The sequence below is a fragment of the Streptomyces sp. 2P-4 genome (assembly GCF_030167965.1).
GTDB classification, from domain to species: Bacteria; Actinomycetota; Actinomycetes; order Streptomycetales; family Streptomycetaceae; genus Streptomyces; species Streptomyces globosus_A.
Genome location: NZ_CP095011.1, coordinates 2,779,898 through 2,805,339 on the forward strand (window position 1 = coordinate 2,779,898; position 25,442 = coordinate 2,805,339).

26 protein-coding genes are annotated in these 25,442 nt (G+C 73.2%); 14 read left to right on the forward strand and 12 right to left on the reverse strand.

Annotated features, from left to right (window positions below; all coding sequences use genetic code 11):
* Positions 1-73 precede the first annotated feature (73 nt).
* Positions 74-736: a leucine efflux protein LeuE gene (leuE, locus tag MUK52_RS11790; protein WP_114053843.1), complete on the reverse strand. Its 663-nt coding sequence runs from the start codon at positions 734-736 to the stop codon at positions 74-76.
* Between the two features lie 44 nt (positions 737-780).
* On the reverse strand, positions 781-2,361 hold the full coding sequence (locus MUK52_RS11795) for an acyl-CoA mutase large subunit family protein (protein ID WP_284575907.1): 1,581 nt from the start codon (positions 2,359-2,361) through the stop codon (positions 781-783).
* A 182-nt stretch (positions 2,362-2,543) separates the two neighbouring features.
* Here MUK52_RS11795 and MUK52_RS11800 point away from each other — a divergent pair, with 182 nt between their 5' ends.
* Positions 2,544-3,416: a L,D-transpeptidase family protein gene (locus MUK52_RS11800; RefSeq protein ID WP_284575909.1), complete on the forward strand. Its 873-nt coding sequence runs from the start codon at positions 2,544-2,546 to the stop codon at positions 3,414-3,416.
* A gap of 402 nt (positions 3,417-3,818) precedes the next feature.
* Here the strand turns inward: MUK52_RS11800 and MUK52_RS11805 are convergent, their stop codons facing one another.
* Entirely contained in the window at positions 3,819-4,868 is a 1,050-nt protein-coding gene (locus MUK52_RS11805) for a hypothetical protein (protein ID WP_284575910.1), read from the reverse strand.
* Positions 4,868-5,614, reverse strand: a complete 747-nt coding sequence (locus tag MUK52_RS11810; protein WP_114053839.1) for an RNA polymerase sigma factor — start codon at positions 5,612-5,614, stop codon at positions 4,868-4,870. Before MUK52_RS11810 ends, MUK52_RS11805 begins: the two co-directional genes overlap by 1 nt.
* A gap of 513 nt (positions 5,615-6,127) precedes the next feature.
* Here MUK52_RS11810 and MUK52_RS11815 point away from each other — a divergent pair.
* The 10 genes from MUK52_RS11815 to MUK52_RS11860 all read left to right on the forward strand — a co-directional run bounded on the left by MUK52_RS11815 (position 6,128) and on the right by MUK52_RS11860 (position 13,610).
* Complete coding sequence (locus tag MUK52_RS11815; RefSeq protein ID WP_428985384.1) at positions 6,128-6,610, forward strand: 2-oxo-4-hydroxy-4-carboxy-5-ureidoimidazoline decarboxylase; 483 nt, start codon at positions 6,128-6,130, stop codon at positions 6,608-6,610.
* Positions 6,611-6,743: 133 nt separating this feature from the next.
* On the forward strand, positions 6,744-7,124 hold the full coding sequence (sdhC, locus tag MUK52_RS11820; protein WP_114053837.1) for a succinate dehydrogenase, cytochrome b556 subunit: 381 nt from the start codon (positions 6,744-6,746) through the stop codon (positions 7,122-7,124).
* Positions 7,125-7,129: 5 nt separating this feature from the next.
* Positions 7,130-7,612 (forward strand): succinate dehydrogenase hydrophobic membrane anchor subunit, encoded by a 483-nt coding sequence (locus MUK52_RS11825; protein WP_030027687.1) that lies wholly within the window; start codon positions 7,130-7,132, stop codon positions 7,610-7,612.
* Between the two features lie 27 nt (positions 7,613-7,639).
* Positions 7,640-9,394, forward strand: coding sequence for a succinate dehydrogenase flavoprotein subunit (sdhA, locus tag MUK52_RS11830; RefSeq protein ID WP_284575912.1), 1,755 nt, complete (start codon positions 7,640-7,642; stop codon positions 9,392-9,394).
* On the forward strand, positions 9,394-10,158 hold the full coding sequence (locus tag MUK52_RS11835; RefSeq protein WP_114053835.1) for a succinate dehydrogenase iron-sulfur subunit: 765 nt from the start codon (positions 9,394-9,396) through the stop codon (positions 10,156-10,158). Before sdhA ends, MUK52_RS11835 begins: the two co-directional genes overlap by 1 nt.
* A 139-nt stretch (positions 10,159-10,297) precedes the next feature.
* The gene (locus tag MUK52_RS11840) at positions 10,298-10,849 is read left to right on the forward strand and encodes a hypothetical protein (RefSeq protein ID WP_284575915.1); all 552 of its coding nucleotides are present in this window, start codon (positions 10,298-10,300) and stop codon (positions 10,847-10,849) included.
* A gap of 142 nt (positions 10,850-10,991) precedes the next feature.
* Positions 10,992-11,765, forward strand: a complete 774-nt coding sequence (locus MUK52_RS11845; RefSeq protein ID WP_284575918.1) for an alpha/beta fold hydrolase — start codon at positions 10,992-10,994, stop codon at positions 11,763-11,765.
* Positions 11,766-11,895: 130 nt separating this feature from the next.
* Positions 11,896-12,327, forward strand: coding sequence for a hypothetical protein (locus MUK52_RS11850; protein ID WP_114053833.1), 432 nt, complete (start codon positions 11,896-11,898; stop codon positions 12,325-12,327).
* A gap of 3 nt (positions 12,328-12,330) precedes the next feature.
* Complete coding sequence (locus MUK52_RS11855) at positions 12,331-12,801, forward strand: thiol-disulfide oxidoreductase DCC family protein (RefSeq protein WP_284575921.1); 471 nt, start codon at positions 12,331-12,333, stop codon at positions 12,799-12,801.
* Positions 12,802-12,812: 11 nt separating this feature from the next.
* Entirely contained in the window at positions 12,813-13,610 is a 798-nt protein-coding gene (locus tag MUK52_RS11860) for a TetR family transcriptional regulator (RefSeq protein WP_162793109.1), read from the forward strand.
* On the opposite strand, the gene MUK52_RS11865 is transcribed toward MUK52_RS11860, so the two are convergent.
* Positions 13,607-14,638 (reverse strand): NAD(P)-dependent alcohol dehydrogenase, encoded by a 1,032-nt coding sequence (locus tag MUK52_RS11865; protein ID WP_284575924.1) that lies wholly within the window; start codon positions 14,636-14,638, stop codon positions 13,607-13,609. The two genes, MUK52_RS11860 and MUK52_RS11865, sit on opposite strands and share 4 nt — an antisense overlap.
* Positions 14,639-14,730: 92 nt before the next feature.
* Between MUK52_RS11865 and MUK52_RS11870 the strand changes: the two genes are divergently transcribed.
* Positions 14,731-15,375 (forward strand): TetR/AcrR family transcriptional regulator, encoded by a 645-nt coding sequence (locus MUK52_RS11870; RefSeq protein WP_284575926.1) that lies wholly within the window; start codon positions 14,731-14,733, stop codon positions 15,373-15,375.
* A gap of 45 nt (positions 15,376-15,420) precedes the next feature.
* Here MUK52_RS11870 and MUK52_RS11875 read toward each other — a convergent pair whose 3' ends face one another.
* Both MUK52_RS11875 and MUK52_RS11880 read right to left on the reverse strand, forming a co-directional pair.
* Positions 15,421-16,812 carry a metallophosphoesterase gene (locus tag MUK52_RS11875; protein WP_284575927.1) on the reverse strand — a complete coding sequence of 464 codons (1,392 nt, stop codon included), beginning with the start codon at positions 16,810-16,812 and terminating at the stop codon, positions 15,421-15,423.
* On the reverse strand, positions 16,809-17,069 hold the full coding sequence (locus tag MUK52_RS11880; protein ID WP_114053828.1) for an SCO4848 family membrane protein: 261 nt from the start codon (positions 17,067-17,069) through the stop codon (positions 16,809-16,811). Before MUK52_RS11880 ends, MUK52_RS11875 begins: the two co-directional genes overlap by 4 nt.
* 121 nt (positions 17,070-17,190) lie before the next feature.
* Here MUK52_RS11880 and MUK52_RS11885 point away from each other — a divergent pair, with 121 nt between their 5' ends.
* A complete protein-coding gene (locus MUK52_RS11885; RefSeq protein WP_342777089.1) occupies positions 17,191-18,438 on the forward strand; it encodes a D-alanyl-D-alanine carboxypeptidase family protein in 1,248 nt (415 codons plus the stop codon).
* Here MUK52_RS11885 and MUK52_RS11890 read toward each other — a convergent pair.
* The 4 genes from MUK52_RS11890 to glyA form a co-directional block, all read right to left on the reverse strand.
* Complete coding sequence (locus MUK52_RS11890; protein WP_114053826.1) at positions 18,380-19,273, reverse strand: YihY/virulence factor BrkB family protein; 894 nt, start codon at positions 19,271-19,273, stop codon at positions 18,380-18,382. The genes MUK52_RS11885 and MUK52_RS11890 overlap by 59 nt on opposite strands.
* A 175-nt stretch (positions 19,274-19,448) precedes the next feature.
* Entirely contained in the window at positions 19,449-20,060 is a 612-nt protein-coding gene (locus MUK52_RS11895; RefSeq protein WP_284575930.1) for a 2'-5' RNA ligase family protein, read from the reverse strand.
* Between the two features lie 122 nt (positions 20,061-20,182).
* Positions 20,183-21,196, reverse strand: a complete 1,014-nt coding sequence (trpS, locus tag MUK52_RS11900) for a tryptophan--tRNA ligase (RefSeq protein WP_114053824.1) — start codon at positions 21,194-21,196, stop codon at positions 20,183-20,185.
* Between the two features lie 230 nt (positions 21,197-21,426).
* Positions 21,427-22,695, reverse strand: coding sequence for a serine hydroxymethyltransferase (gene glyA / locus MUK52_RS11905; RefSeq protein WP_284575931.1), 1,269 nt, complete (start codon positions 22,693-22,695; stop codon positions 21,427-21,429).
* A gap of 298 nt (positions 22,696-22,993) precedes the next feature.
* Between glyA and rocD the strand changes: the two genes are divergently transcribed.
* On the forward strand, positions 22,994-24,199 hold the full coding sequence (rocD, locus tag MUK52_RS11910; RefSeq protein WP_114053822.1) for an ornithine--oxo-acid transaminase: 1,206 nt from the start codon (positions 22,994-22,996) through the stop codon (positions 24,197-24,199).
* A 49-nt stretch (positions 24,200-24,248) separates the two neighbouring features.
* Here the strand turns inward: rocD and MUK52_RS11915 are convergent, their stop codons facing one another.
* On the reverse strand, positions 24,249-25,442 hold the full coding sequence (locus MUK52_RS11915; RefSeq protein WP_114053821.1) for a glutathionylspermidine synthase family protein: 1,194 nt from the start codon (positions 25,440-25,442) through the stop codon (positions 24,249-24,251).

The window sequence follows — 25,442 nt, forward strand, 5'->3', positions numbered from 1 at the left end:
GGGCGTGGACGGGGAGCTGACGGCGCCTCGGCCCATCGCACGGCGCGCCGAGCAGCGTGCGCGCCCCCTGATGTCACCCCGTGGCGAGCTTGGCCGCGAACCCGAGGAAGAGGACGCCCGCGGCGGAGGTCGCCCCGGCGCTCAGCCGCCGGCGGCGGCGGAAGGCGGCCGACAGGCGGGTGCCGCCGAATATCAGCAGCGTCAGGTAGAGGAAGCTGCCCAGCTGGAGCAGGGCGCCCAGCAGCAGGAAGGACAGCGCCGGGTAGGCGTAGCCGGGGTCCACGAACTGCACGAAGAAGGAGACCAGGAAGAGGATCGCCTTCGGGTTGAGCAGGCTGATCACGACGGCCCGCCGGTACGGCCGCTCCCGCTCGGCGGCGGCCTCCCCGGCCGGCTGCGGCTCCGCCGCGCCGGGCTCGTCCCGCCCGGCCCGCGACCGCCACAGCGTCCAGGCCCCGCGGAGCATCCCGACGGCGAGCCAGGTCAGGTAGCCGGCGCCGAGCAGTTTGACGACGCCGAAGAGCAGGGGGCTGGTCTGGAGCAGCGCCCCGGCGCCCGCGGCCGCCAGTGTCATGAGGACGGCATCGCCGGTGAAGACGCCGGCGGCGGCCTTGTACCCGGTGCGCACGCCGCGCCGTGCGGCGACGGAGAGCACGTAGAGGGAGTTCGGCCCCGGCAGCAGGATGATCAGGAGGAGGCCGGCCAGGTAGGTCGGCAGATCGGTGACGCCCAGCATGGGCAGGAGTGTTCCACAGGGTTGCTGCTGTCGCGCCAGGTGTTTCACCATGTGGAACCGGCAGGCTCGTACGCCCCCCAGACCCCGCGCAGGGTCGTGCACACCTCCCCCACCGTCGCGCGGGCGCGGAGCGCCTCCTTCATCGGGTACAGGACGTTGTCCGCGCCCTCGGCCGCCCGGCGCAGCGCGCCGAGCGCCGCCGCCACGGCCGCGCCGTCGCGCTCCGCCCGCAGCCGGGCGAGGGCCTCCCGCTGCCGCTCCTCGATGGCGGGGTCGACGCGCAGCGGCTCGTACGGCTCCTCCTCGTCGAGGGCGAAGCGGTTGACGCCGACGACGACCCGCTCGCCGGCGTCGGTCTCGCGGGCGATGCGGTAGGCGTTCCGCTCGATCTCCGCCTTCTGGAAGCCGGCCTCGATCGCGGCGACCGCCCCGCCGAGGTCCTCCACGCGCCGCATCAGAGCGAGGGCCGCCTCCTCGACCCCGTCCGTCATCCGCTCCACCGCGTAGGACCCGGCGAACGGGTCGGCGGTGTGCGGGACGTCGGTCTCGTGCGCGAGGACCTGCTGCGTGCGCAGCGCCAGCCGGGCCGCCTTCTCCGTGGGCAGGGCGATCGCCTCGTCGAAGGAGTTGGTGTGCAGCGACTGCGTCCCGCCGAGGACGGCCGCCAGGGCCTGGACGGCCACCCGCACGAGGTTCAGCTCGGGCTGCTGCGCCGTCAGCTGGACGCCCGCCGTCTGGGTGTGGAACCGCAGCATCTGCGACTTCGGGTCGCGGGCCCCGAACTCCTCGCGCATGACGCGCGCCCAGATGCGCCGGGCGGCCCGGAACTTGGCGACCTCCTCCAGCAGGGTGGTGCGGGCGACGAAGAAGAACGACAGCCGGGGGGCGAACTCGTCGACGTGCATCCCGGCGGCCAGCGCGGTCCGCACGTAGGCGATGCCGTCGGCGAGGGTGAAGGCGACCTCCTGCGCGGGCGAGGCCCCGGCCTCGGCCATGTGGTAGCCGGAGATGGAGATGGTGTTCCAGCGGGGGATCTCGGCGCGGCAGTACCGGAAGGTGTCCGCGGTCAGCCGCAGCGAGGGCCCGGGCGGGAAGATGTAGGTGCCGCGGGCGATGTACTCCTTGAGGATGTCGTTCTGGACGGTGCCGGTGAGCCGGTCGCCGGCGATGCCCTGCTCCTCGGCGACGAGCTGGTACAGGAGCAGCAGCAGGGCTGCGGGCGCGTTGATGGTCATCGACGTGGAGACGCGGTCGAGGGGGATCCCGGCGAAGAGGGCCCGCATGTCGTCGAGGGAGTCGACCGCCACGCCGACCTTGCCGACCTCGCCGTGGGCGAGCGGGGCGTCGGAGTCGTGGCCCATCTGGGTGGGCAGGTCGAACGCGACGGACAGGCCGGTGCCGCCCGCGTCGATGAGCCGGCGGTAGCGGGCGTTGGACTCGGCGGCCGTTCCGAAGCCGGCGTACTGCCGCATCGTCCACGGCTTGCCGGTGTACATCGTCGGGTAAATCCCTCTTGTGTACGGATACGCTCCCGGTTCGCCCAGTTTGACCTCCGGGTCCCATCCCGTCAGGTCCCGCGGCCCGTAGACCGGTTCGATGGGGTTTCCGCTCTCGGTGCTCGCCATGTGACCAAACCCTCCGTAGAGCAAAGGGCCCCGGGGCTGATACAACCTTCCCCGCGACGGCTGCGGGCCGTCCCCTGACGGCCGCTGGTCACAATGGCGCAACATCCCGTCCGCGTGTGCAACTCTCCACGCCCGCCAGGCATCACCTAGGTACACGAAGCAGAAATCCCGGGGGGACAGCCATGCACCGCCAGAAAGCCATAGTCCGCGCGCTCGGAGCGGCCGTCGCCGTCGCGCTCGCCGCGACGGCGTGCGGACCGTCGGAGTCGGCGCCGGCCGGCGCCGCGTCGGCGGTGCCCTCGGCGTCCGCGGCGCAACCTTCGCCCTCCGCGTCGCCGTCCGACGACGGCAAGGCGGCCTCGCCCTCGCCGTCCGCGTCGCAGTCGGCGTCCCCGTCCGCCTCGGCCTCGCCGTCCCCGACGGTCAAGGCGATCATGGCGAACGGCGACGACAGCGAGCAGGTCCGCGAGCTCCAGGCCCGCCTGAAGCAGCTGAAGCTCATGTCGGTGAAGCCCACCGGCTTCTACGGCTCCAAGACGACCTCCGCCGTCAAGTCCTTCCAGGCCAAGAACGGCCTGCCCGCCACGGGTGCGGTCGACGCGGCCACCTGGAAGAAGATCCAGGCCATGAGCAAGAAGCCCACCGCCGACGAGCTGCGCCCGCCCGCGGTCAACGAGGCGGACGCGCCGGACCCGCGCTGCATGCAGGGCCGGGTCATGTGCATCAGCAAGGAGAGCCGCACCCTCGCCTGGATGATCGACGGAAAGATCATCTCGACGATGGACGTCCGCTTCGGCTCCGAGAACACGCCGACCCGCGAGGGCGAGTTCAGCGTGGGCTGGAAGGCCAAGGACTGGACGTCGACGATCTACCACACGCCGATGCCGTACGCGATGTTCTTCAGCGGCGGCCAGGCGGTGCACTACTCGGCGGACTTCGCGGCGCGCGGCTACAACGGCGCCTCGCACGGCTGTGTGAACGTCCGCGACAAGGGCAAGATCGCCGCGCTGTTCGACCAGGTGAAGGTCGGCGACAAGGTCGTCGTCTACTGGTGACCCGCAGGCCGGCGCCGGAGCCCCCGCCCAGGGGCCCCGCCGACACGAGCCCGGGTGCCCGGCCCTGCCGGCGCCCGGGCTTTCTGCTGCCCGCGGGCGGCCCGCAGGGGGCGGCCAGCAGGGGGCGGGGCGAGGTGGCGGGGCGCTTCGGTGCGCGCAGGGCGCCGTACCGCGGGGAGGGGGAGGGAAGGGGGGCGCGGGCAGGGCCGGGGGAACGAACCCCGCCCGCGCCGTGTGCGCAGAGCCCAGGGGTACGGGGGGAACCCCGGCTCTTGCGCGGCCGATGACCAGTCGGCTCGTTCTGTACTGCGCCGCGGGTTCGAAAAGTGTTACAGCGGCTCCGCGCCCACCTCGTGTTTCCCTCCGAACGCGCCCCGCCGCGGACGCGCGGGGGGCGGGGGGTCAGCGGAAGACGGGGACGGGGGCGGACGCCGTCGGGCCCGGGAGGGCCGGCCGGTCCGCGGGCGCCTGGCCCAGCCGGGGCGTTTTCAGGACAGCACCCGGTTCGGCGCGGTCGCGGGGGGCCGTGGAGCCGCCGGACTCGCGGGGGCCGTCGAGCAGCATCTCGCAGTAGTGCGGGATCTTCGCGATGCCCTGGGCCAGCCGGGAGAGCCGGTCGCGGCGGTCGGGGTTCATCTGGCCCGAGCGGTACGCCTCGCAGAGGTCGACCGCCTTGCGGCGCGTCTCCCGCTCCCGTTCGAGCAGCGTGGCGCCGCCCAGGGTCTCCTTGCCGGTGCCGCGGGTGCTGCCGCCGTCGGTCGCCGTGTCCGGGGCCGTGCCGGTGCCGCCCGCGCCGAGGCCCGGCTCGCCGCCGCCGCCGCGGCCCTGGCCCGCGCCCGTCTCCCCGCCGGGGGTGGCCGGGGTGCCCGAGGGCGGCACGGCGCCGTCGCCGCGGAACGGCGAGGGCACGAGCTGCGGCGGGGAGGAGGGGCGTACGGTCTGGCCCGGCTGCGCGGGGTCCTCGTCGGCGCTGAGCGACACCGCCGGGGCGGGGCCCGCGGTGTCGTGGGTGATCCGGTCGAGCAGCCCGGCGCCCGCGGCCGCGGCCAGCCCGCCGACGGCGACCCCGGCCAGCGCCGCGGCCAGCGCGAAGCGCGCCGGGCGGCTGCCGCGCCGGCCGCCGGCGGAGCCATGCGCCTGCGCCGGGATACCCGCGGAGGGCGCCCTGCCGAGTTCCACCAGGGGGACGGCCGCACCGTCCGCACCGGAGGGCTCCGCCTCGCCGGCGGCTCCCGCCGCGGCGCGCGCGGCGCGGAAGGCTGCCACCGCGGCGGCCTCGCCGGGGAGTTCCGCATCCGGGGGCGCCGGCGGCGGCACCAGCATGTCGAGGGCGGCCCGCAGGCGCGCCTCGGCCTCCGGGTCGCGCGGATCCGCGCCGTCGGAGGCAGGTGCGCCGCGCAGCACTCGTTCCGAGGCAGCCCGGTCCAGCCACCTGTTGCGCTCGTCGGCCATCACATGTCCTTCTGCGTCCGCCAACGTGAATGCGTCACACCGGTTTGTTCCACGAGGCCGCCGCCCCGGCCGCCTCGCTGTGCGGGAACCGCGTCGAGGTCCCGCTCGCCCGCGGTGTCCCGGCCCTGGCCACCGGCATTATGGCCGACGGCCGCGGCCGCCCTGGAGCCGGCCTCCGCCTCCGGCGCGGGAGAGCCCTCGGCCCCGAGCAGCTCCGCCAGCTTCTTCAGCCCGCGGTGGGCGGCGGTCCGCACGGCCCCCGGGCGCTTCCCGAGGGTCTCGGCGGCGCTCTTGGCGTCCAGGCCGACCACGACACGCAGCACGACGGCCTCGGCCTGGTCCTGCGGAAGCCGCGCGATCAGCTCCATGGTGCGGCCGGTGGACAGCGCCTCCATCGCCAGGGCCGCGGTGTCGCTGTCGGCGGCCCGGCCCGTCAGCTCCGTCTCGTCCCCGCCGACGGCGGGGCGGCGTCCGCGCATGCGGATGTGGTCCAGCGCCCGGTTGCGGGCCACCCGGGCCGCCCAGCCGCGGAAGCGGTCGGCGTCGCCGGTGAAGGTCCCGAGGTCGCGGGCGATCTGCAGCCACGCCTCGGAGGCCACGTCCTCCGCGTCGGAGTCCCCGACGAGGGTGCGGACGTACCCCAGCAGCCGCGGGTGCACGGCGCGGTACACAGCACGGAACGCGTTCTCGTCGCCGTCCTGTGCCGCGAGCACGGCGGCGGTCAGCTCCGCGTCGTCCCCCAGCAAAGTCCCCAACCCGTTCACTGTCCTGTACGTGTGGCGCAAATCAGCACGTTACGGCTTTCAAGTACCTTCGTCCACGAGTTGTACGGCCTGCAATCAAGCGTGCGCGAAGCGGGGTGTGACACAAAACGCACGCGCGGCGCTGAGGAGGGTACGGGCTTGTCGCACGAGCCCGTACGGACGGCGACCGGGGCCTCTCCTGTGGGGGGTGGCGGCCTCGGTCGTCTTCCACCCCCTCCGGCGCGCTTCCGCGACCCTCTCCCCGCCTCCCGGCACCCCTGGTGTGCGCGCAGCCGGACATCCCGCTCATCCTTTCGGCTTACTTCCGGGTGAAAACCCCGAATCGGTACAGCGGACCGCGTCCGGCGTCGCTAGCGTTGCGGCACACCCGCACCGCGCCCCGAGGAGCCCCCGCTGTCGAGCCACCTTCCGGCGCAGGCCCGCGGCAGCTCCGCCCTCTCCGGCGACCGCGGCCTGGCGCGGTTCAACGCCCTGCCCGCCGAGCTCGCCGAAGCCGTGCTGCTGCAGTGCTGCGGCAGCCCGCGGTGGGCGCAGCAGGTGGCCGCGCACCGACCGTACCCGGACGCGGGCGCTCTGCGCGCCGCGGCCGACGAGGCGTCGTACGACCTGTCCGACTCCGATCTCGTCGGGGCGCTGGCCGTCGAGCCGCCGGCGGAGCTGGCCGACGGCGCGCCGTACGCGGCCCGGCTCGCGCTGGACGCCGCCCGGGCGGAGTACGAGCGCACGTTCGGGCATTCCTTCGTGATCTGCCTCGACGGGCATCCGCCGGAGGAGCGGGCCGGGCAGCTGATGGCGGCGATCCGCCGCCGGATGGGCCTGGAGGTGGAGGAGGAGCGGGCGATCTCCGCGGAGGAGCTGCGCCGGCTCGCGCTGGCCCGGCTCGCCGACCTGACGGACCGGCTCGCTTCCCGCGAAGGGGTATCAGCGCCTAAACGGGGCGATTCGCCCGTGCGGGATAGGCCGTCCGTGCCTGTTTGATCACACCGGCGGACCCCGCGCGAAGGAACCGACAAAGCGTCGCTACGATGTCCGGGGCCGGTGGACCGTACCCGGCCGGGCCCGACCGACAACGAAGCCGGCTGGCCCCCGCCCCGCTTCCGGAGGGTTTTCCGTGCCGGCTGGAACGCTGTACCGCGGCCGGGAAGGAATGTGGTCCTGGGTGGCTCACCGAGTCACCGGCGTCCTCATCTTCTTCTTCCTGTTCGTACACGTCCTCGACACCGCTCTCGTCCGCGTCTCCCCCGAGGCGTACGACGACGTCGTGGCGACTTACAAGACCCCGATCGTCGCGCTGCTGGAGTACGGCCTCGTCGCCGCCATCCTCTTCCACGCGCTCAACGGTCTCCGTGTCATCGCCGTGGACTTCTGGTCCAAGGGGCCCCGCCACCAGAAGGCGATGCTCTGGTGGGTCATGGGCATCTGGTTCGTGCTGATGGTCGGGGCCCTGTACCCCGTGCTCGGCCACGCAGCCGCTGAACTGTTCGGGAAGTGACGCGCATGTCCTCTGACACTTCTTCCGCCAAGGCCATCGGCGACGTGGAGGGCGTGAGCCTCTACGACGTCGACAACCCGGCTCCGTACATCGAGGCCCCGCGCAAGCGCACCGGGAAGACGCCGCGCTCGACGCGCGGCAACTTCGAGATGGCCGCGTGGCTCTTCATGCGCCTCTCGGGCATCGTCCTCGTCGTCCTGGTCATCGGCCACCTCCTGATCCAGCTGGTGCTGGACGGCGGCGTGTCCAAGATCGGCTTCGCCTTCGTGGCGGGCCGCTGGGCGTCCCCGTTCTGGCAGGTCTGGGACCTGCTGATGCTGTGGCTGGCCATGCTGCACGGCGCCAACGGCCTGCGTACCGTGATCAACGACTACGCGGAGCGCGCGAACACGCGCCTGTGGCTGAAGGGCCTGCTGTACACCGCCACGGTGTTCACCATCCTCCTGGGCACGCTGGTGATCTTCACCTTCGACCCGAACATCCGCTAGGCAACGGGGCTGAGGCGACAACATCCCATGAAGATCCACAAGTACGACACCGTCATCGTCGGCGCCGGCGGCGCGGGCATGCGCGCCGCCATCGAGGCGACGAAGCGCAGCCGCACCGCGGTCCTGACGAAGCTCTACCCCACCCGCTCCCACACGGGCGCCGCGCAGGGCGGCATGGCCGCCGCGCTGGCGAACGTGGAGGAGGACAACTGGGAGTGGCACACCTTCGACACCGTCAAGGGCGGTGACTACCTGGTCGACCAGGACGCCGCCGAGATCCTGGCGAAGGAGGCCATCGACGCCGTCCTCGACCTGGAGAAGATGGGCCTGCCGTTCAACCGCACCCCGGACGGCACCATCGACCAGCGCCGCTTCGGCGGCCACTCCCGCAACCACGGCGAGGCGCCGGTCCGCCGGTCCTGCTACGCCGCGGACCGCACCGGCCACATGATCCTCCAGACGCTGTACCAGAACTGCGTCAAGGAGGGCGTGGAGTTCTTCAACGAGTTCTACGTCCTGGACCAGCTGATCACCGAGGTCGACGGCGTCAAGAAGTCCGCCGGCGTCGTCGCGTACGAGCTGGCCACCGGCGAGATCCACATCTTCCAGGCGAAGGCCGTCATCTACGCCTCCGGCGGCAACGGCAAGTTCTTCAAGGTGACCTCCAACGCGCACACCCTCACCGGTGACGGCCAGGCGGCCTGCTACCGGCGCGGCCTGCCGCTGGAGGACATGGAGTTCTTCCAGTTCCACCCGACGGGCATCTGGCGCATGGGCATCCTGCTGACGGAGGGCGCCCGCGGCGAGGGCGGCATCCTCCGCAACAAGGACGGCGAGCGCTTCATGGAGAAGTACGCGCCGGTCATGAAGGACCTCGCGTCCCGTGACGTCGTCTCCCGCTCCATCTACACGGAGATCCGCGAGGGCCGCGGCTGCGGTCCCGAGGGCGACCACGTGTACCTGGACCTGACGCACCTCCCGCCGGAGCAGCTGGACGCCAAGCTGCCCGACATCACCGAGTTCGCGCGCACGTACCTCGGCATCGAGCCCTACACGGACCCGATCCCGATCCAGCCGACCGCGCACTACGCCATGGGCGGCATCCCGACCAACGTCGAGGGCGAGGTCCTGGCGGACAACACCACCGTCGTCCCCGGCCTGTACGCGGCCGGCGAGGTCGCGTGCGTGTCGGTGCACGGCGCGAACCGCCTGGGCACCAACTCGCTGCTGGACATCAACGTCTTCGGCAAGCGGTCCGGCATCGCCGCGGCGAGGTACGCCGCCGAGAACGACTACGTCGAGCTGCCGGAGAACCCGGCCGAGCTGGTGGTCGACCTCGTCGAGCGGCTGCGGAACTCCACGGGCACGGAGCGGGTCGCGGACCTGCGCAACGAGCTCCAGGAGACGATGGACGCCAACGTGTCGGTGTTCCGCACGGAGCAGACCATCAAGACGGCGGTCGAGAAGATCGCGGAGCTGCGCGAGCGCTACAAGAACGTCTCGATCCAGGACAAGGGCAAGCGGTTCAACACGGACCTGCTGGAGGCCATCGAGCTGGGCAACCTGCTCGACCTGGCCGAGGTCATGGCCGTCTCGGCCCTGGCCCGCAAGGAGTCCCGCGGCGGCCACTACCGCGAGGACTACCCGAACCGCGACGACGTCAACTTCATGCGCCACACCATGGCGTACCGCGAGGTGGCGGCCGACGGCAAGGACTCCGTCCGGCTCGACTACAAGCCCGTCGTCACCACCCGCTACCAGCCGATGGAGCGTAAGTACTGATGGCCACCCCGACCCTCGTGAAGAAGGACGACGCGGCGCCGGCCGCCGACTCCCCGTACATCACGGTCACGTTCCGGATCCGCCGATTCAACCCCGAGGTCTCCGACCAGGCGGAGTGGCAGGACTTCCAGATCGAGATCGACCCGAAGGAGCGCGTGCTCGACGGCCTCCACAAGATCAAGTGGAACCTGGACGGCACGCTCACCTTCCGCCGCTCCTGCGCGCACGGCATCTGCGGCTCCGACGCGATGCGGATCAACGGCAAGAACAGGCTCGCCTGCAAGACGCTGATCAAGGACATCAACCCGGAGAAGCCCATCACCGTCGAGGCCATCAAGGGCCTGACCGTGATGAAGGACCTCGTGGTCGACATGGAGCCCTTCTTCCAGGCGTACCGGGACGTCATGCCGTTCCTGGTCACCACGGGCAACGAGCCGACCCGTGAGCGCCTGCAGTCCGCCGAGGACCGCGAGCGCTTCGACGACACCACCAAGTGCATCCTGTGCGCCGCGTGCACGTCCTCCTGCCCGGTGTTCTGGAACGACGGCCAGTACTTCGGCCCGGCGGCGATCGTCAACGCGCACCGCTTCATCTTCGACTCGCGTGACGAGGCCGGCGAGCAGCGGCTGGAGATCCTGAACGACAAGGACGGCGTGTGGCGCTGCCGCACCACGTTCAACTGCACGGACGCCTGCCCGCGCGGCATCGAGGTCACGAAGGCGATCCAGGAGGTCAAGCGCGCCCTGATCACGCGCCGCTTCTGAGCCCTCGGGCCGTACGCACCACCCGCGGGGCGCCGCCCCGGTCGACGACCGGAGCGGCGCCCCGCGGCGTGTTCCCGGAGGAGGGGCGATTGCGCCGGGCCCGGGGGCGGGCGGCCGCTTCTGTGCGAGGATCGGCCGCATGAGTGACCAGCAGCCGAATCCCTACCCGAGCGGCAACGGAAGCCCCGGCAGCCCGAGTTACGGGTACCCGCAGCCGTACCCGGCGCCGCCGGCCTACCAGCCGACCGTCGGCGGGGCGGGCATCCCCTCGCCCGCCCAGCCCCCGGCGATGCCGCCGGGCCCCGTCCCGGGCTACCCGTCCGCGCCCGTCGCGGGGGCGGGCGCGGGCGGTGCGGGCCTGACGATCGGGGACATCACCATCGCGGGCGACCAGATCATCACCCCCTCGGGCACGATGCCGCTGCGGGGCGCGATGTGGAACGCGACGGACTTCTCCCGCACCGAGACGAAGATGCCGACGCACGCCATCGTCCTGGCCATCGTGTTCTTCCTCTTCTGCCTGCTGGGGCTGCTGTTCCTGCTGATGAAGGAGAAGGTCACCACCGGGTTCATCCAGGTCACCGTCACCAGCGGCGGCCGCCACCACTCCACGATGATCCCGGCGACGGACCAGAACACCTTCCACTGGGTGATGAGCATGGTGAACCAGGCCCGTTCGCTCAGCATCTGACGGCCCGGCGGGCGGACCCGCGGGCGGCTCCGCGGGCGGGGGCGGGCCGGTGCCGGGGGCGGCTCCGGTGTCGGGGGCGGGCCGGTGCCGGGGGCGAGGAAACCGGGGGCGCGGGGCGGCCGCGGTCCGCCAGGATGAGGCCGTGATCAATACTCTTCCCGCCCATGACACCGCAGGTCCGGCCGACGGCCCCCCGCTGGTGCTGCTGCACTCCTCCGTCTGCGACCGCCGGATGTGGCAGCCGCAGTGGGAGCCCCTCGCCGCCGCCGGGTTCCGGGTCGTCCGGATGGACTTCCGCACCTGCGGCGACTCGCCGCCCGCGACCGCCCCCTACCGCGACGAGGACGACGTCCTCGCCCTGCTCGACGCCCTCGGCACCGGGCGCGCCGCCCTGGTCGGCTCCTCGTACGGCGGCCGGGTCGCCCTGCAGGTCGCCGCCCTGCACCCGGACCGGGTGTCCGACCTGGCGCTGCTGTGCCCCGCCGTCGACGGCCACGTACCGGGCCCTGAGCTGCGCGAGGTCGGCGACCTGGAGGACGCGCTGTTGGAGGCGGGCGACATCGACGGGGCGGTGGAGCTCATGGTGCGCACCTGGCTCGGCCCGTCCGCCGACGACCGCACCCGCGACCTGGTCCGCGCCATGCAGCGCCGCGGCTTCGAGGCCGCGCTGTCGGCGGCGGAGGACCACGAGCTGCCCCCGCGCGAGGCCGACCTCGGCGCGGTCACCGCCCGGACCCTCGCGGTCGGCGGCGCGCACGACCTGCCGGACTTCCGCGAGATCGCGGCCTCCCTCCCGGGCCGCATCCCCGGCGCCCGCCACGTGGAGCTGCCGTGGGCGGGGCACCTTCCGTCGCTGGAGCGCCCGCAGGAGGCCACCGCCCTGCTGCTGGAGTTCCTCGGCGGGCGCGGGCGCTGAGGGCCGCGGCGGACTCCGGGAGCCCGCCGCGCGCACCCGCACCCTCTCGCGCCGTTTGCTTGAACCTGTTCAAAAAGAGGCCTACAGTCAGTCCTGCCAACGAGTTGAACACGTTCAAGGGGGGCGAGGCATGGACCTCACCGTCGTCGCGTACGTCATCTACCTGCTCATCAGCATCGGCCTCACCATCTGGGTCGCCCGCACCCTCAGCCGCAACGGGCGGATCTTCATCGCGGACGTCCTGCACGGCAACGAGAAGCTCGCCGACGCCGTGAACCACCTGCTGGTCGTCGGCTTCTACCTCGTCAACATCGGCTTCGTGACGCTCTACCTGCGCTCGGCCGACACCATCGACACCGCCCGCACCCTCTTCGAGGCCCTCTCGGTCAAGCTCGGCGTGGTCCTGCTGGTCCTCGGCGTGATGCACCTGGGCAACGTGTGGGTGCTGAACAAGATGCGGCGCCGCGGCATCATGGAGCGCCGCCAGGTCCCGCCCGTCGCCCCCCAGGGCTGGACAGCGCCCCCCGCGCCCCAGGGCTGGACCGAGCCGGCCGGGGCCTGACCGATGGCCCCCGAGACGCAGGGCGCCCCGCCCGTCAGGCAGCTGACGGTCCTTTACGACGCCGACTGCCCGCTGTGCGTGCACATCCGGCACTGGCTCCTCGAACAGCACCTGCTCGTCCCCCTGCGGCTCGTCCCCGCCGGGTCCGACGAGGCCCGGCGGCTCTACCCCGGGCTCGACCACGCGGCAACGCTCCGCGAGATCACCGTCGTCGGCGACTCCGGACAGCTGTGGACCGGCACCGACGCCTTCATCGTCTGCCTGTGGGCGCTGGCCGAGCACCGGCCCAAGGCCGAGTGGCTCGCCACCCCGGCAGGCCGCCCCTTCGCCCGGGGTGCCATGTACACGGCCTCCGCCTGGCGGCAGGCCGTGCGGACCGGACCCGGCGGGCCGTCCGCGGCGGATACGGCCGGGGAGGAGGCGGAGGATGCGCAGGAGGCCGCCTGTGGAGACCACTGCCCGCCGCCCCGATAGGCTCGTACACCGTGACTGATCAGAAGGCTCCCAAGAGCGAGCAGACCCGCACGCTCATCCTCGAAACCGCACTCCGCCTCTTCCAGGAGCGCGGGTTCGACAAGACGACCATGCGGGCCATCGCCAAGGAGGCGGGAGTATCGGTCGGCAACGCCTACTACTACTACGAGTCGAAGGAACACCTGGTCCAGGGCTTCTACGACCGGATCGGCGCCGCCCACCAGGCGGCGGTCCGGCCCGTCCTGGACCGGGAGACCGACCTGCAGAAGCGGCTCGCAGGCGTACTGACGAGCTGGCTCGACGTCGCCGAGCCCTACCACGAGTTCGCCTCCCAGTTCTTCAAGAACGCGGCGGACCCGGAGAGCCCGCTCAGCCCCTTCTCCCCCGAGTCGGAGCCCGCCCGCAAGGCCGCGATCGACATGCACCGCGAGGTGCTGGCCGGAGCGAAGACCAAGGTCCCGGACGAACTGGCCGACGTCCTGCCCGAGCTGATGTGGCTCTCGCAGATGGGGCTCGTCCTGTACTGGGTCTTCGACCGCTCGCCCGGCAGCGTCAAGACCCGGCGGCTCGCGGAGCGCGGCGCGCAGCTCACGACGCGCGGCATCGTGCTGGCCCGGTTCCGGGTGCTGCGCCCGCTCGTACGGGAAGTGCACGAGCTGTTCGCGGACTTCCTGCCCGGCATGGCGCAGACGGCCGTCTCCCGGGGCAAGCGCGCCTCGGACCCCGACCCGGACCCCCAGCCGGACGCCGAGGCGGAGGCCGAGGCGGCCGCCCCGGAGCCCGCGAAGCCCCGCCGGACGCGGCGCTAGGCCCGGCCCTCCTCGCCGACCACGACGGCGGCCTTGCCCCGCACCCCGCCGGCCGCCAGCAGGCGCAGCGCCTCCGGTACGTCGGCCAGCGCGAACCGGGCACCCACGACGGGTGTGAGGCGGCCGGCCTCGACGAGATCGGCCAGCGCCTCCAGGTCGGCGCGGCGCGTCTTGGCCACGAACACCGCCAACCGCTGCCGCACGAACGGCGCGAGCGCCAGCGCGGCGAACTGCCGCCGCAGGCCGAGCCAGTCGCCGGCGTCCTCGCCGCCCGCGATGACGAGCGTCCCGCGCGGTGCCAGCACCGCCCTCAGCCGGGACAGCCGGCTGCTCCCGCCGATGTCCAGGACCACGTCGTAGCGGCGGCCGGCGGCCGCGAAGTCGGTGCGGGTGTAGTCGACCACGTGGTCCGCGCCGATCGCGCGGACCAGGTCGGCCTTGGCGGTACTGCACACGCCGGTCACCTCGGCGCCCAGCGCCTTGGCCACCTGCACGGCGTACGTCCCGACGCCCCCCGAGGCCCCGACCACCAGGACGTGCTGCCCCGGCCGGACCCGTCCCGCGTCCCGCAGGCCCTGGAGCGCCGTGAGCCCGGACACCGCCAGCACGCCCGCCTCCTCGAAGCCCAGCCGGGCCGGCTTGCGGCAGATCCGGTCGGCGCGGGCCACCGCGTACTCGGCGAAGGAGCCGGACGCAACGCCCCAGACCTCGTCGCCGGGCGCGAACGCCGTCACCCCGGGACCCGCGTCCTCGACGGTGCCCGCGACGTCCTGCCCGACGGCCGGGTTCCGCGGCCGTCGCAGCCCGAGGACCGGCCGCACCACGTAGGGCAGGCCGGCCATGAGGTGCCAGACGCCCCGGTCGACCCCGGCCGCGCGGACCCGCAGCAGCACCTCGCCCTTCCCGGGCGACGGCCGGGGCACCTCGGCCAGGCGCAGCACCTCGGGGGGCCCGTAGCCCTCCTGGACGACCGCCTTCATCACTCCGGCCCGCGTGGGGGCCGCTGCCGCCCGTCCGGTGGGTTCCATGCCGTCCGCCTCTCTCCCGTACTAAGTACGACTTACTTAGTACGGTACCCTTCGGGCAGCAGTCAACCCACGAGTTGCCCACGGAAGGCGAGATGGCCAAGCACGCTCCGCTCACCCGGGAGCGGGTGCTCGCCGCGGCGGTCCGCGTCGCGGACGAGGGCGGCATCGCCGCCCTGACGATCAGGTCCCTGGCGCAGGAGCTCGGCGTCAGGCCGATGTCGCTGTACCACCATGTGTCGAACAAGGAGGCGATCGTCGACGGCATCGTCGACGCCGTCTTCGCCGAGATCGACCTGCCGCCCGCCGACGCGGACTGGCGCAGCGCGCTGCACCACCGCGCCCACTCGGCCCGCGCCGTACTGCGCCGCCACCCCTGGGCGACCGCGGTCATGGACTCGCGGTCCCACCCCGGCCCGGCCACCCTGCGCCACCACGACGCGGTGATCGCCACGCTGCGGCGGGGCGGCTTCCCCTTCGCGCTCGCCGCGCACGCGTTCTCGCTGCTGGACAGCTACGTCTACGGCTTCGCACTGACCGAGGCGGCCCTGCCGTTCGAGCCCGGGGAGGTGGAAGGGGCCGTCGCGGACTTCCTCGGGCAGTTCCCCGCGCAGGCGTACCCGCATCTCGCGGAGTTCGCCCGGGAGCACGTCATGCAGCCCGGCTACGACCACGGCGCCGAGTTCGACTACGGGCTGGACCTCATCCTCGACGGCCTCGAACGCCGCCTCGCCCCCTGATGCGGCCGGAGCGGGCGGGCGGCGGGGCCCTGCGGGGGCGCGGGGTCAGGCCTGGTACGAGGCCAGTTCGACGACCGTGATGTCGGACGGGGCGCCGACCCGGACCGGCGGGCCCCAGGCGCCCGCGCCCCGCGACACGTACAGCTGGGTGTCGCCGTAGCGCTCCAGGCCGGCCACGGTCGGGTTCGCGAGGTCGGCCAGGTACTCGCCCGGCCAGAGCTGGCCGCCGTGCGTGTGGCCCGACAGCTGGAGGTCGACCCCGTGCCGGACCGCTTCGTGGATCACGACCGGCTGGTGGGCCATCAGGACGGCTGCGCGCCCGCGGTCGCGGTCCCCGAGGGCGGCACGGAAGTCCGGGCCGGCGCCCTCCCGCTCCCCCTGGACGTCGTTGACGCCCGCCAGGTCGAAGTACGGCAGCATGCGGCGCGCGTTCTCCAGCGGGGTCACGCCCAGTTCGCGGACGTGGTCGATCCACTGCTGCGCGCCGGAGAAGTACTCGTGGTTGCCGGTGACGAAGAAGGCGCCGTGCCGGGCGCGGAGCCGGGCGAGCGGCTCGGCCGCGGGACCGAGGTCGGCCACGTCCCCGTCGACGAGGTCGCCGACGATCGCGATCAGGTCGGGCTGGGTGCCGTTGACGGCCTCGACGACGCGGGCGGTGTGCGCCCGGCCCAGGACCGGGCCGATGTGGACGTCGCTGACGACGGCTATCCGGAAGCCGTGCGCCGCGCGGGGCAGCTTGGCCAGCGGCACCCGCACCCGCTTCACGCTCGGCCCGCGCAGCACCCCGTACGTCCCGTACCCGACGGTCCCCGCCGCGGCGGCGGCCGCGGCGCCGGCGAGGGCGCGGGCGACGAACACCCGCCGGCTCAGGCCGGCGGCCTCCGCCCCCGCGTCCGGGTCGGCGGCGGGAGCGGCTCCGGCCCCGGGGGCCGTGTCGGCGTCGGGCTGCGCCGGGTCGCGCGGGCGCTCCGGGGGCGGCCCGCCCGCCGGAGCCGGCCGCGGAGGCGCCGCGGCGGAGGCCGCCGCGCCGGCGGACGCGGGCTGCGGCTCCGGGTCCGGCTGCGGCTGCGGCTGCGGGTCCTCGGTCCGGGGCTCCGGCCGCGCGGCCGCGCCGCGGCCGGAGCCGCGCCGGAGCAGGACCGCGCGCACCGGCTCCGTCACGAGGACGGCCATGCTCAGGTACAGCAGGACGGCCAGCCAGAGGTAACCCGGCCAGGCCACCGCCTGTTGGACGGGGAAGGGCGCACCGGCGCGCCCCGCGGTGAGGGCGGCCAGGGAGAGGAGCGGCAGGGTGAAGGCGAGCACGGTGCCCACCCGGCGGGCCGCCCCGCCCGGACGCGTCGTGTCGCGCACCAGGCGGACCCACAGCCACCGGTGGACCAGTGCCAGCACGGACAGGACCAGCAGGACGGCCGCGACGGCCAGGGCCGCGCTCATTCCGGCCGCTCCCCGCGCGCCTCGCGCCGCAGGGCGAGTACGCCGCGCAACCCGATCACCCCAACGGCCGTCCCCAGGAGAAAGGACGACACCGCCAGGAGAAGGTGTACCCAGAAGTACGCCGTCGGCTCGCCGGCGGCGTCGAAGGCCAGGCCGCTGCCGTTCCGCCACAGGTTCCGGACGAAAGACACCCAGATGAACCAGCTCCACACTCCGAACGCGAGCAGGAACCAGGAGGCGGCGCGGCTGAGTTTCATGCACCCAGTATCGGTTCGGTCCCCAGGACGGACGCGCCGGGGTGGGCTGTCCCGGCGTTGGTTCGCCCGACTTGGCCGGTCCCCGAGGGCGGGGAGCCGATCGGGATGTACGTTCACCTGCGTGTCTGCAAAGAAGACCGCGCTCGCGGTCCTGTCCGCCGCGCTGCTCGTCCCCTCGCTCCTGACGGTCCCCGCCCACGCCTCGCCGCCCGCCCCGCCGGCCGACGGCAAGGGGCAGCCGCACCGGGCGCCCGCCGCGCCCCCGGAGTCGATGTCCACCGTGGGCGGCGCGCTGCTCGGCAAGCCGGGCGTGCAGGTGAGCCCGCTGGCGGGGGCGCCGGCCCTGCCGGCGACGCTTACCGGGCGGTCGTGGATCGTCGCGGACGCCCGCACCGGCGAGGTCCTCGCTGCGAACAACGCGCACTGGCGGCTGCCGCCGGCCTCCACCATGAAGATGCTCTTCGCCGACACCCTGCTGCCGAAGCTCCCCAAGGACCAGGTCCACCGGGTCACCTCGGAGGAGCTGTCGGAGGTCGGCTCCGGCTCCAGCCTGGTCGGGGTGAAGGAGGACCTGGAGTACTCGGTGCACGACCTGTGGCTGGGGGTGTTCCTGCGGTCCGGGAACGACGCCGTGCACGTGCTGTCCGCGATGAACGGCGGCATCGAGAAGACCGTCCGGGACATGCAGGCGCACGCCGAGGAGCTCCAGGCCCTCGACACGCACGTGGTCTCGCCCGACGGGTACGACGCCGCGGGGCAGGTGTCGAGCGCGTACGACCTCACCCTCATCGCCCGCTCCGGGCTGCAGAAGGCGGACTTCCGCGAGTACTGCGGCACGGCCAGCGCGAAGTTCCCCGGCCTCCAGTACGGCGGGACGCGCGAGTACTTCGAGATCCAGAACACCAACCGGCTGATGACGGGCGCGAGCGGGCTCTCCCCCTACAAGGGCATCGCGGGGGTGAAGAACGGCAACACCACGATGGCCGGCTCGACCTTCACCGGCACGGCGCAGCGCGGCGACCGGCAGCTCATCGTCACGGTGATGAACCCGTCGGGCGGGCTGAACTCCGTGTACCAGGAGACCGCGGACCTCCTCGACTGGGGCTTCGCCGCGGCCGGCAAGGTCAAGCCGGTCGGCGAGCTGGTCCCGCCGAAGAGCGCGGACACCTCCTCCTTCGGCTCCCCCGCCCAGACCCACGACCGTGAGGCGGCCCCGGCCGCGGCGGGCGCCGGGGAGGGCGGTGGGCGCGGCGCCGCCCTCGCGGTCGCCGCCGGTGCGCTGGCCGTGGTGGCGGCCGGGTCGTACGCCTTCAACCGGCGCTTCCCGGCGGGCCGTCGCCGCCGTCCGGAGGAGGAGCTTTTGCCGTAGCCGTCCACGCCGCGCAGAGCAGCAGGAGCCTCGCCGTGAAGTTGATCCACAGCAGGAGGGCGACGGGCACGCCGAAGGCGCCGTACATGCTCTTGGCGGCCACGCCCCGGATGTAGCCGCCGATCAGCAGCTTCAGCAGCTCGAAGCCGACCGCGCCGATCAGCGCCGCCTGGACCAGCGCGCGGCGCGGCGGCTCGACGCCGGGGAGGAGGGTCAGCAGGTACAGCAGGAGCAGGAACGCGGCGAGGACGCCGACGCAGAACGCGCCGCCGCGCAGCAGCAGTCCGCCCGCGCCGTCCTGCGGGATGCCCAGCGAGGAGCCGGCGCGTCCGACGGCGCTGGAGCCGATGACCGAGGCGGCGGCCGAGGCGAGGACGGCCGCGCCGAGGCCGAGCAGGACGAGTGCGTCCTTGCCCTTGCGGACGACCGGGTTCTCCCCCTCGTCGTCGTCCTTCTCCCACACCGCGCGCAGGCACTCCCGCATGGAGCCGACCCAGCCGACGCCGGTGAACAGCAGCAGCGCGCCGGCGACGACGCCGATGGTGGCGGCGTTCGCGACGAGTCCGGGCAGGTCCAGCTGGTCGGAGATGCCGGGCACCTGCTCGGCGAGGCGCTGCTGGAGCGTGTCCAGCTCGTCCTCGCCGAGGGTGGCCGCGCCGATGGCGGCGGCGACGGTGATCAGGGGGAAGAGGGCGAGGAAGCTGATGAAGGTGATCGCGGCGGCGAGCCGGCTCCAGTGGACGCGCTCCAGGCGCTGGTACGAGTGCCAGGCGCGGGTCTGCATGAGCCGGGCGGCCGCCGGGCCGACCACGGGGAGTTTCGTCAGCCATTCCATGAGGTCACCGTAAAGGAGCCGACGGAAATAGCCGCGATTGCCGCTTTCGCGCACTACGGTCGTCGTTTGTGACTTTTCGCCCGGGCCTTCACCCGTTCCCGCGCCTGGTCCTGCGCGCCGTGCTGTTCCGCACCCGCCGGGCCCTGCGCCCGCTGCGCCGGGAGGCGCGGCGGCGTCAGGACTGCCGGGGGGCCGCGTCGGCCGCCGTCCCGGCCGCCTCGTCGACGGGCGAGCCCGGCTGCGCCGGGACGGCGCCGGCGGCGGCGTGCCCGAAGGGGTACTCGCGCAGTTTGCGCCAGACGCCGTCGGAGCCCTGCTCGTAGAGCGCGAAGCCGGTGCAGTCCCACGCGGCCCGGTAGTCGGCGAGCTCGGCGAAGGCCCGGTCCATGGCCTCGTCCGGGATGCCGTGGGCGACCGTGACGTGCGGGTGGTACGGGAACGCGAGCTCCCGGTCGAGCGGCCCGTCCGGGTCGCGGACGAGCCCCTGGAGACGGGTGCAGCCCTCGCCGCCCTCCACGACCCGGACGAAGACGACCGGGGAGAGCGGGCGGAAGGTTCCGGTGCCCTCCAGGCGCATCGGGAACGCCGCGAAGGCCTCCGCGACCTGCGCGAGGTGGGCCCTGATCCCCGGCAGCCGCTCCGCCTCGACCTCGGTCGGCGGGACCAGCGTGATGTGCGTGGGGATGCCGTGCGCGGCAGCGTCCCCGAAGCCGGCGCGCAGCTGCTGGAGCTGGCTGCCGTACGGCTCCGGGACCGCGATCGAAACGCCGAGCGTTACGGTCCCCACGTATCTCTCCTTGGTCGTCTGCTGCTGCCGGCTGCGTGCTGTGCCGCCCGGCCCCAGTGTGGGGCCAGGGTCCCCCGGATGGCCAGGCCCTTCCGTCCCGCCGGAGGGCCCGGCGGCCCGCGTCAGTGCTTGGCGGGGAGGAATCCGAGCCGGTCGTAGGCCTGGGCGAGGGTCTCGGAGGCGACGGCGCGGGCCTTCTCGGCACCCTTGGCCAGGATCGCGTCCAACGTCTCGGGGTCGTCCAGGAATTCCTGGGTGCGCTTGCGGAAGGGTGTGACGAAGTCGACCATCACGGCGGCCAGGTCGGTCTTCAGGGCACCGTAGCCCTTGCCCTCGTAGCGGGCCTCCAGGGCCGGGATCGACTCCCCCGTGAGGGTGGAGTAGATGGTGAGCAGGTTGCTGACGCCGGGCTTCTTCTCCGCGTCGAACCGGATCTCGGTGCCCGTGTCGGTGACCGCGCTCTTGATCTTCTTCTCGGTGGCCTTGGGCTCGTCGAGGAGGTTGATCAGGCCCTTGGGCGAGGACGCCGACTTCGACATCTTGATCGCGGGGTCCTGGAGGTCGTAGATCTTGGCGACCTCCTTGACGATGTGCGCGGAGGGGATGGTGAAGGTCTGCCCGAAGCGCTGGTTGAAGCGCTCGGCGAGGTCGCGGGTCAGCTCGATGTGCTGGCGCTGGTCCTCGCCGACCGGGACGGCGTTCGCCTGGTAGAGCAGGATGTCGGCGACCTGGAGGATCGGGTACGTGAACAGGCCGACGCTGGCGTTGTTGACGCCGCCCTTGGCGGACTTGTCCTTGAACTGCGTCATCCGGCTGGCCTCTCCGAAGCCGGTGATGCAGTTCATGACCCAGCCGAGCTGCGCGTGCTCGGGGACGTGGCTCTGGACGAAGAGGGTGCAGCGCTCGGGGTCCAGGCCGGCGGCGAGCAGCTGCGCGGCGGAGAGCCGGGTGTTCGCGCGGAGTTCCTTCGGGTCCTGCGGCATGGTGATCGCGTGCAGGTCGACCACCATGTAGAACGCGTCGTGCGTCTCCTGGAGGGCGACGTACTGGCGGATCGCTCCGAGGTAGTTCCCGAGGTGGAACGAGCCGGAGGTGGGCTGGATGCCGGAGAGCGCGCGGGGACGGTCAGAAGCCATGGGCCCATTCTCTCAGGTGCGGGGGCCGGCTCCGGCCGTTCGGCGGCCGGAAGCCGCCGGTTCGGGCGGGGGCCGGGCGGGGCCTCCGGCGGCGGTGGCGCCGGGGGCCCCGCCGCGGCGCGGCTGCCGGGCGCAGCCGGGTGGCCGGATACCGGCCCGGCCGGGCGACCGGTTTCGGCCGGGGAGCCCCGGGGCAGGCCGCGCGGCCGGCGGCGGGGCTCCCCGGGCGGTCAGGCCAGCGGAAGGCCGGGGGCGGGGTGGGCGGCCATGAGGTCCGCGACCTCGGCGCGGATCGCGGCGAGCGCCGGCTCGTCCCCGGCCGCGGCGGCGTCGACCGCTCGGGAGATCCACTCGGCGACCTGCGACATGTGCGCGGTGCCCAGGCCGCGGGAGGTCAGCGAGGGGGTGCCGATGCGGATGCCGGAGGGGTCGAACGGCTTGCGCGGGTCGAAGGGCACCGTGTTGTAGTTCACGACGATCCCGGCCCGGTCGAGGGCCTTGGCGGCGGTCTTGCCGGGGACCCCCTTGCCGGTGAGGTCGATCAGCACCAGGTGGTTGTCGGTGCCGCCGGAGACGAGGTCGAAGCCCCGCTCCAGCAGGGCCTGCGCGAGGGCCTTGGCGTTGGCGACGACCGCGTGCGCGTATCGGGTGAAGGCGGACTGGGCCGCCTCGTGCAGGGCGACGGCGATGCCGGCGGTGGTCTGGTTGTGGGGGCCGCCCTGGAGGCCGGGGAAGACGGCCTTGTCGATGGCCTTGGCATGCTCCTCGCGGCACATCAGCATCGCGCCGCGCGGGCCGCGCAGCGTCTTGTGCGTGGTGGTGGAGACCACGTCGACGTGGCCCACCGGGGAGGGGTGGGCGCCGCCGGCGATGAGGCCGGCGATGTGGGCGACGTCCGCGACGAGGACGGAGCCGGCCTCCTTGGCGATCGAGGCGAAGGCCGCGAAGTCGATGGTGCGGGGCAGGGCGGTGCCGCCGCAGAAGATGATCTTCGGGCGTTCGGCGAGGGCGAGGTCGCGGACGGCGTCGTAGTCGATCAGGCCGGTGTCCGCGGACACGCCGTACTGCACCCCGCGGAACCAGGAGCCGGTGGCGGAGACCCCCCAGCCGTGCGTCAGGTGGCCGCCCATCGGCAGCGCCATGCCCATCACCGTGTCGCCCGGCTTGGCGAAGGCCAGGTACACGGCCAGGTTGGCGGGCGAACCGGAGTACGGCTGGACGTTGGCGTGGTCGACGCCGAACAGGCCCTTCGCCCGCTCGACGGCCAGCGCCTCGACGCGGTCGATGTTCTGCTGGCCCTCGTAGTAGCGGCGGCCCGGGTAGCCCTCGCTGTACTTGTTCTGCAGCACGGTGCCGGAGGCCTCCAGCACGGCCGCCGACACGTAGTTCTCGCTGGGGATCAGGCGCAGGGTCCGCGCCTGGAGGTCTTCCTCGGCGGCGACGAGCGAGGCCAGCTCGGGGTCGGTCGCGGTCAGGGCGGGATGGCGGGGCGCGGTCACGGCGGCTCCTCCGGGGTCGATGTCGTATCTCGTCCCCGCGAGGCCCAGGCGGGCGGCCCTGTGTGCGGTCGTGCGCGCACGACTCCCCCGGAGTCCGTTCCCCGTGCGCCAGTCGCCGTGCGTACCGCCCACCTTAGCCGCCGCTCCCGCCGGGATGTTTCCGCGTCCGGTATACGAGCGACGTATAGCGGTGTAGGACGTATAGCGGTACAGGAGGTACGGGTTCGGGGCCGGCACCCCGCGGCCCTCCCCCCGGCCGCCCCGCCCGCCCCGCCCGTGACCGACGATCGGAGACCCCGTGTCGACCACCGCAGATGCCATCGCGTCCGCCGAGGCGCACAGCGCGCACAACTACCACCCGCTGCCCGTCGTCGTGGCGACGGCGGAGGGCGCCTGGATGACCGACGTGGAGGGCCGCCGCTACCTCGACATGCTCGCGGGCTACTCCGCGCTCAACTTCGGCCACTGCAACCCCCGCCTGCTGGCCGCGGCGCGGAAGCAGCTGGACCGCGTCACCCTCACCTCGCGGGCCTTCCACCACGACCGCTTCGCGGACTTCTGCACCGAGCTCGCCGCGCTGTGCGGCAAGGACATGGTCCTGCCGATGAACACCGGTGCGGAGGCCGTCGAGACGGGCGTGAAGACGGCCCGCAAGTGGGGCTACGAGGTCAAGGGCGTCCCGGACGGCCACGCCAAGATCGTCGTCGCCGCGGACAACTTCCACGGCCGGACCACCACGATCGTCAGCTTCTCCACCGACCACGAGGCCCGCGACCACTTCGGCCCGTACACGCCCGGCTTCGAGATCGTCCCGTACGGCGACCTGACCGCGCTGGCCCACGCGGTCACCCCGAACACGGTGGCCGTACTGCTGGAGCCGATCCAGGGCGAGGCGGGGGTGCTGGTGCCGCCGGCCGGCTACCTCAGAGGCGTACGGGAGCTGACGCGCGAGCGGAACGTGCTGTTCATGGCGGACGAGATCCAGTCGGGCCTGGGCCGGACGGGCCGGACGTTCGCCTGCGAGCACGAGGACGTCGTCCCGGACGTGTACCTGCTCGGCAAGGCGCTCGGCGGCGGCGTCGTCCCGGTCTCGGCGGTCGTCGCCGACCGGGACGTCCTCGGGGTGTTCAAGCCGGGCGAGCACGGCTCGACCTTCGGCGGCAACCCGCTGGCCTGCGCGGTGGGCCTGGAGGTGGTGGCGATGCTGCGCACCGGCGAGTTCCAGCAGCGGGCGGCCGAACTCGGCGACCACCTGCACCGGGAGCTGAACCTGCTGGTCGGCGGCGGCGCGGTGACCGCGGTGCGCGGGCGCGGCCTGTGGGCGGGCGTCGACATCGACCCGGCGCACGGCACGGGCCGGGAGGTGTCGCAGCGGCTGATGGAGCGCGGCGTGCTCGTGAAGGACACGCACGGCGCGACGATCCGGATCGCGCCGCCGCTGGTGATCGGCAAGGAGGACCTCGACTGGGGCCTGGACCAGCTGCGCGCGGTGCTGGCGACCTGACCGCGCGGCCCCCGGGCCCCGTCGCAGCGGGGTCCCGGAGGGCCGTGTCCTAGAGGATGACGTGGGGCAGGAAGCGGGCGTACTCGTCGGTGACCGGCCCCGCGGACTCGCGGATGCCGAGGCCCGCCGCCTCCTCCTCGACGACCCAGGCGCCGAGCACGACGCGGTTGCCGTCGAAGTCGGGCAGCGGGGAGAGGGCCTGGTAGACGTAGTTCTCGCCCTCGGCCGGGGTGAAGGGCCGGGCGTCGGGGCCCGCCGGGTGCAGGGCCACGCCGGCGCCCTCGCGGCCGAGCAGCGGCTTCGCGGCGAAGCCGGTCGTGCCGGCGAGCTCGCGCGGCCCGTCGAGGTAGGCGGGCAGCAGGTTGGGGTGGTCGGGGAAGAGCTCCCACAGGACCGCCAGCAGCGCCTTGTTGGAGAGCAGCATCTTCCACAGCGGCTCGATCCAGCAGGTGGTGCCGTCGCCGCCGCCGTGGTCGTACGTGTCGAGGACGTGCGGGCCGAACGCGTCGGTGGCCAGCCACTCCCACGGGTAGAGCTTGAAGCAGCTGCGGATGAAGCGCAGGTTCTGGTCCACGAAGCGGCCCGACAGGCTGTCCCAGCCGATCTTCTCGACGGCGAGCGCCTCGGTCTCCAGGCCGGCCTGCTGGGCGGTCTCCTCCAGGTAGACCACCGTCATCAGGTCCTCGCCGATCTCGTCGGTCTCCGAGTGCGCGAAGTGCACCGGTCCGGGCGGCAGCAGTTCGGCCTGCCGCCGCCAGGCGTCGACGAGCCGCTCGTGCAGGGAGTTCCACTGGTCGGCGCCGGGGAAGCGCTCCTCCATCCAGAACCACTGCGGGCTGGCCGCCTCCACGAGGGAGGTCGGGGTGTCGGCGTTGTACTCCAGCATCTTGGCCGGGCCCGTGCCGTCGTAGCACAGGTCGAAGCGGCCGTAGAGCGAGGGCTGTTCGGCGCGGCGCCGCCAGGACTCGGCGATCAGCGAGGCCAGTCGGCGGTCGGTGATGCCGAGGTCGGCGAAGCGGTCCTCGGCGACGATGTGCTCGGCGGCGGCCAGGCACATGGCGTGCAGCTCCTCGACGACCCCCTCCAGCGCCTCCACCTCGGGGAGCGAGAAGGAGTAGTAGGCGCTCTCGTCCCAGTAGGGGCGCAGGGAGTCGTCGGGGTAGCGGGTGAGCGGGTAGATCAGGCCCTGCTTCTCGACCGTCTGCTGCCAGCCGGGGCGGGGTTCGATGGTGTGGCGCCGCAA

What these genes read in the sequence shown, in the direction of transcription:
- MUK52_RS11840 (WP_284575915.1), top strand. Translation starts at nt 10,298, where the DNA reads ATGAGTGACCAGCAGCCGAATCCCTACCCGAGCGGCAACGGAAGCCCC.
- MUK52_RS11855 (WP_284575921.1), top strand. Translation starts at nt 12,331, where the DNA reads ATGGCCCCCGAGACGCAGGGCGCCCCGCCCGTCAGGCAGCTGACGGTC.
- sdhA (WP_284575912.1), top strand. Translation starts at nt 7,640, where the DNA reads ATGAAGATCCACAAGTACGACACCGTCATCGTCGGCGCCGGCGGCGCG.
- MUK52_RS11875 (WP_284575927.1), bottom strand. Translation starts at nt 16,812, where the DNA reads ATGAGCGCGGCCCTGGCCGTCGCGGCCGTCCTGCTGGTCCTGTCCGTG.
- trpS (WP_114053824.1), bottom strand. Translation starts at nt 21,196, where the DNA reads ATGGCTTCTGACCGTCCCCGCGCGCTCTCCGGCATCCAGCCCACCTCC.
- MUK52_RS11835 (WP_114053835.1), top strand. Translation starts at nt 9,394, where the DNA reads ATGGCCACCCCGACCCTCGTGAAGAAGGACGACGCGGCGCCGGCCGCC.
- MUK52_RS11805 (WP_284575910.1), bottom strand. Translation starts at nt 4,868, where the DNA reads ATGGCCGACGAGCGCAACAGGTGGCTGGACCGGGCTGCCTCGGAACGA.
- MUK52_RS11890 (WP_114053826.1), bottom strand. Translation starts at nt 19,273, where the DNA reads ATGGAATGGCTGACGAAACTCCCCGTGGTCGGCCCGGCGGCCGCCCGG.
- MUK52_RS11850 (WP_114053833.1), top strand. Translation starts at nt 11,896, where the DNA reads ATGGACCTCACCGTCGTCGCGTACGTCATCTACCTGCTCATCAGCATC.
- MUK52_RS11800 (WP_284575909.1), top strand. Translation starts at nt 2,544, where the DNA reads ATGCACCGCCAGAAAGCCATAGTCCGCGCGCTCGGAGCGGCCGTCGCC.
- MUK52_RS11865 (WP_284575924.1), bottom strand. Translation starts at nt 14,638, where the DNA reads ATGGAACCCACCGGACGGGCGGCAGCGGCCCCCACGCGGGCCGGAGTG.
- MUK52_RS11870 (WP_284575926.1), top strand. Translation starts at nt 14,731, where the DNA reads ATGGCCAAGCACGCTCCGCTCACCCGGGAGCGGGTGCTCGCCGCGGCG.
- MUK52_RS11795 (WP_284575907.1), bottom strand. Translation starts at nt 2,361, where the DNA reads ATGGCGAGCACCGAGAGCGGAAACCCCATCGAACCGGTCTACGGGCCG.
- MUK52_RS11880 (WP_114053828.1), bottom strand. Translation starts at nt 17,069, where the DNA reads ATGAAACTCAGCCGCGCCGCCTCCTGGTTCCTGCTCGCGTTCGGAGTG.
- leuE (WP_114053843.1), bottom strand. Translation starts at nt 736, where the DNA reads ATGCTGGGCGTCACCGATCTGCCGACCTACCTGGCCGGCCTCCTCCTG.
- MUK52_RS11825 (WP_030027687.1), top strand. Translation starts at nt 7,130, where the DNA reads ATGTCCTCTGACACTTCTTCCGCCAAGGCCATCGGCGACGTGGAGGGC.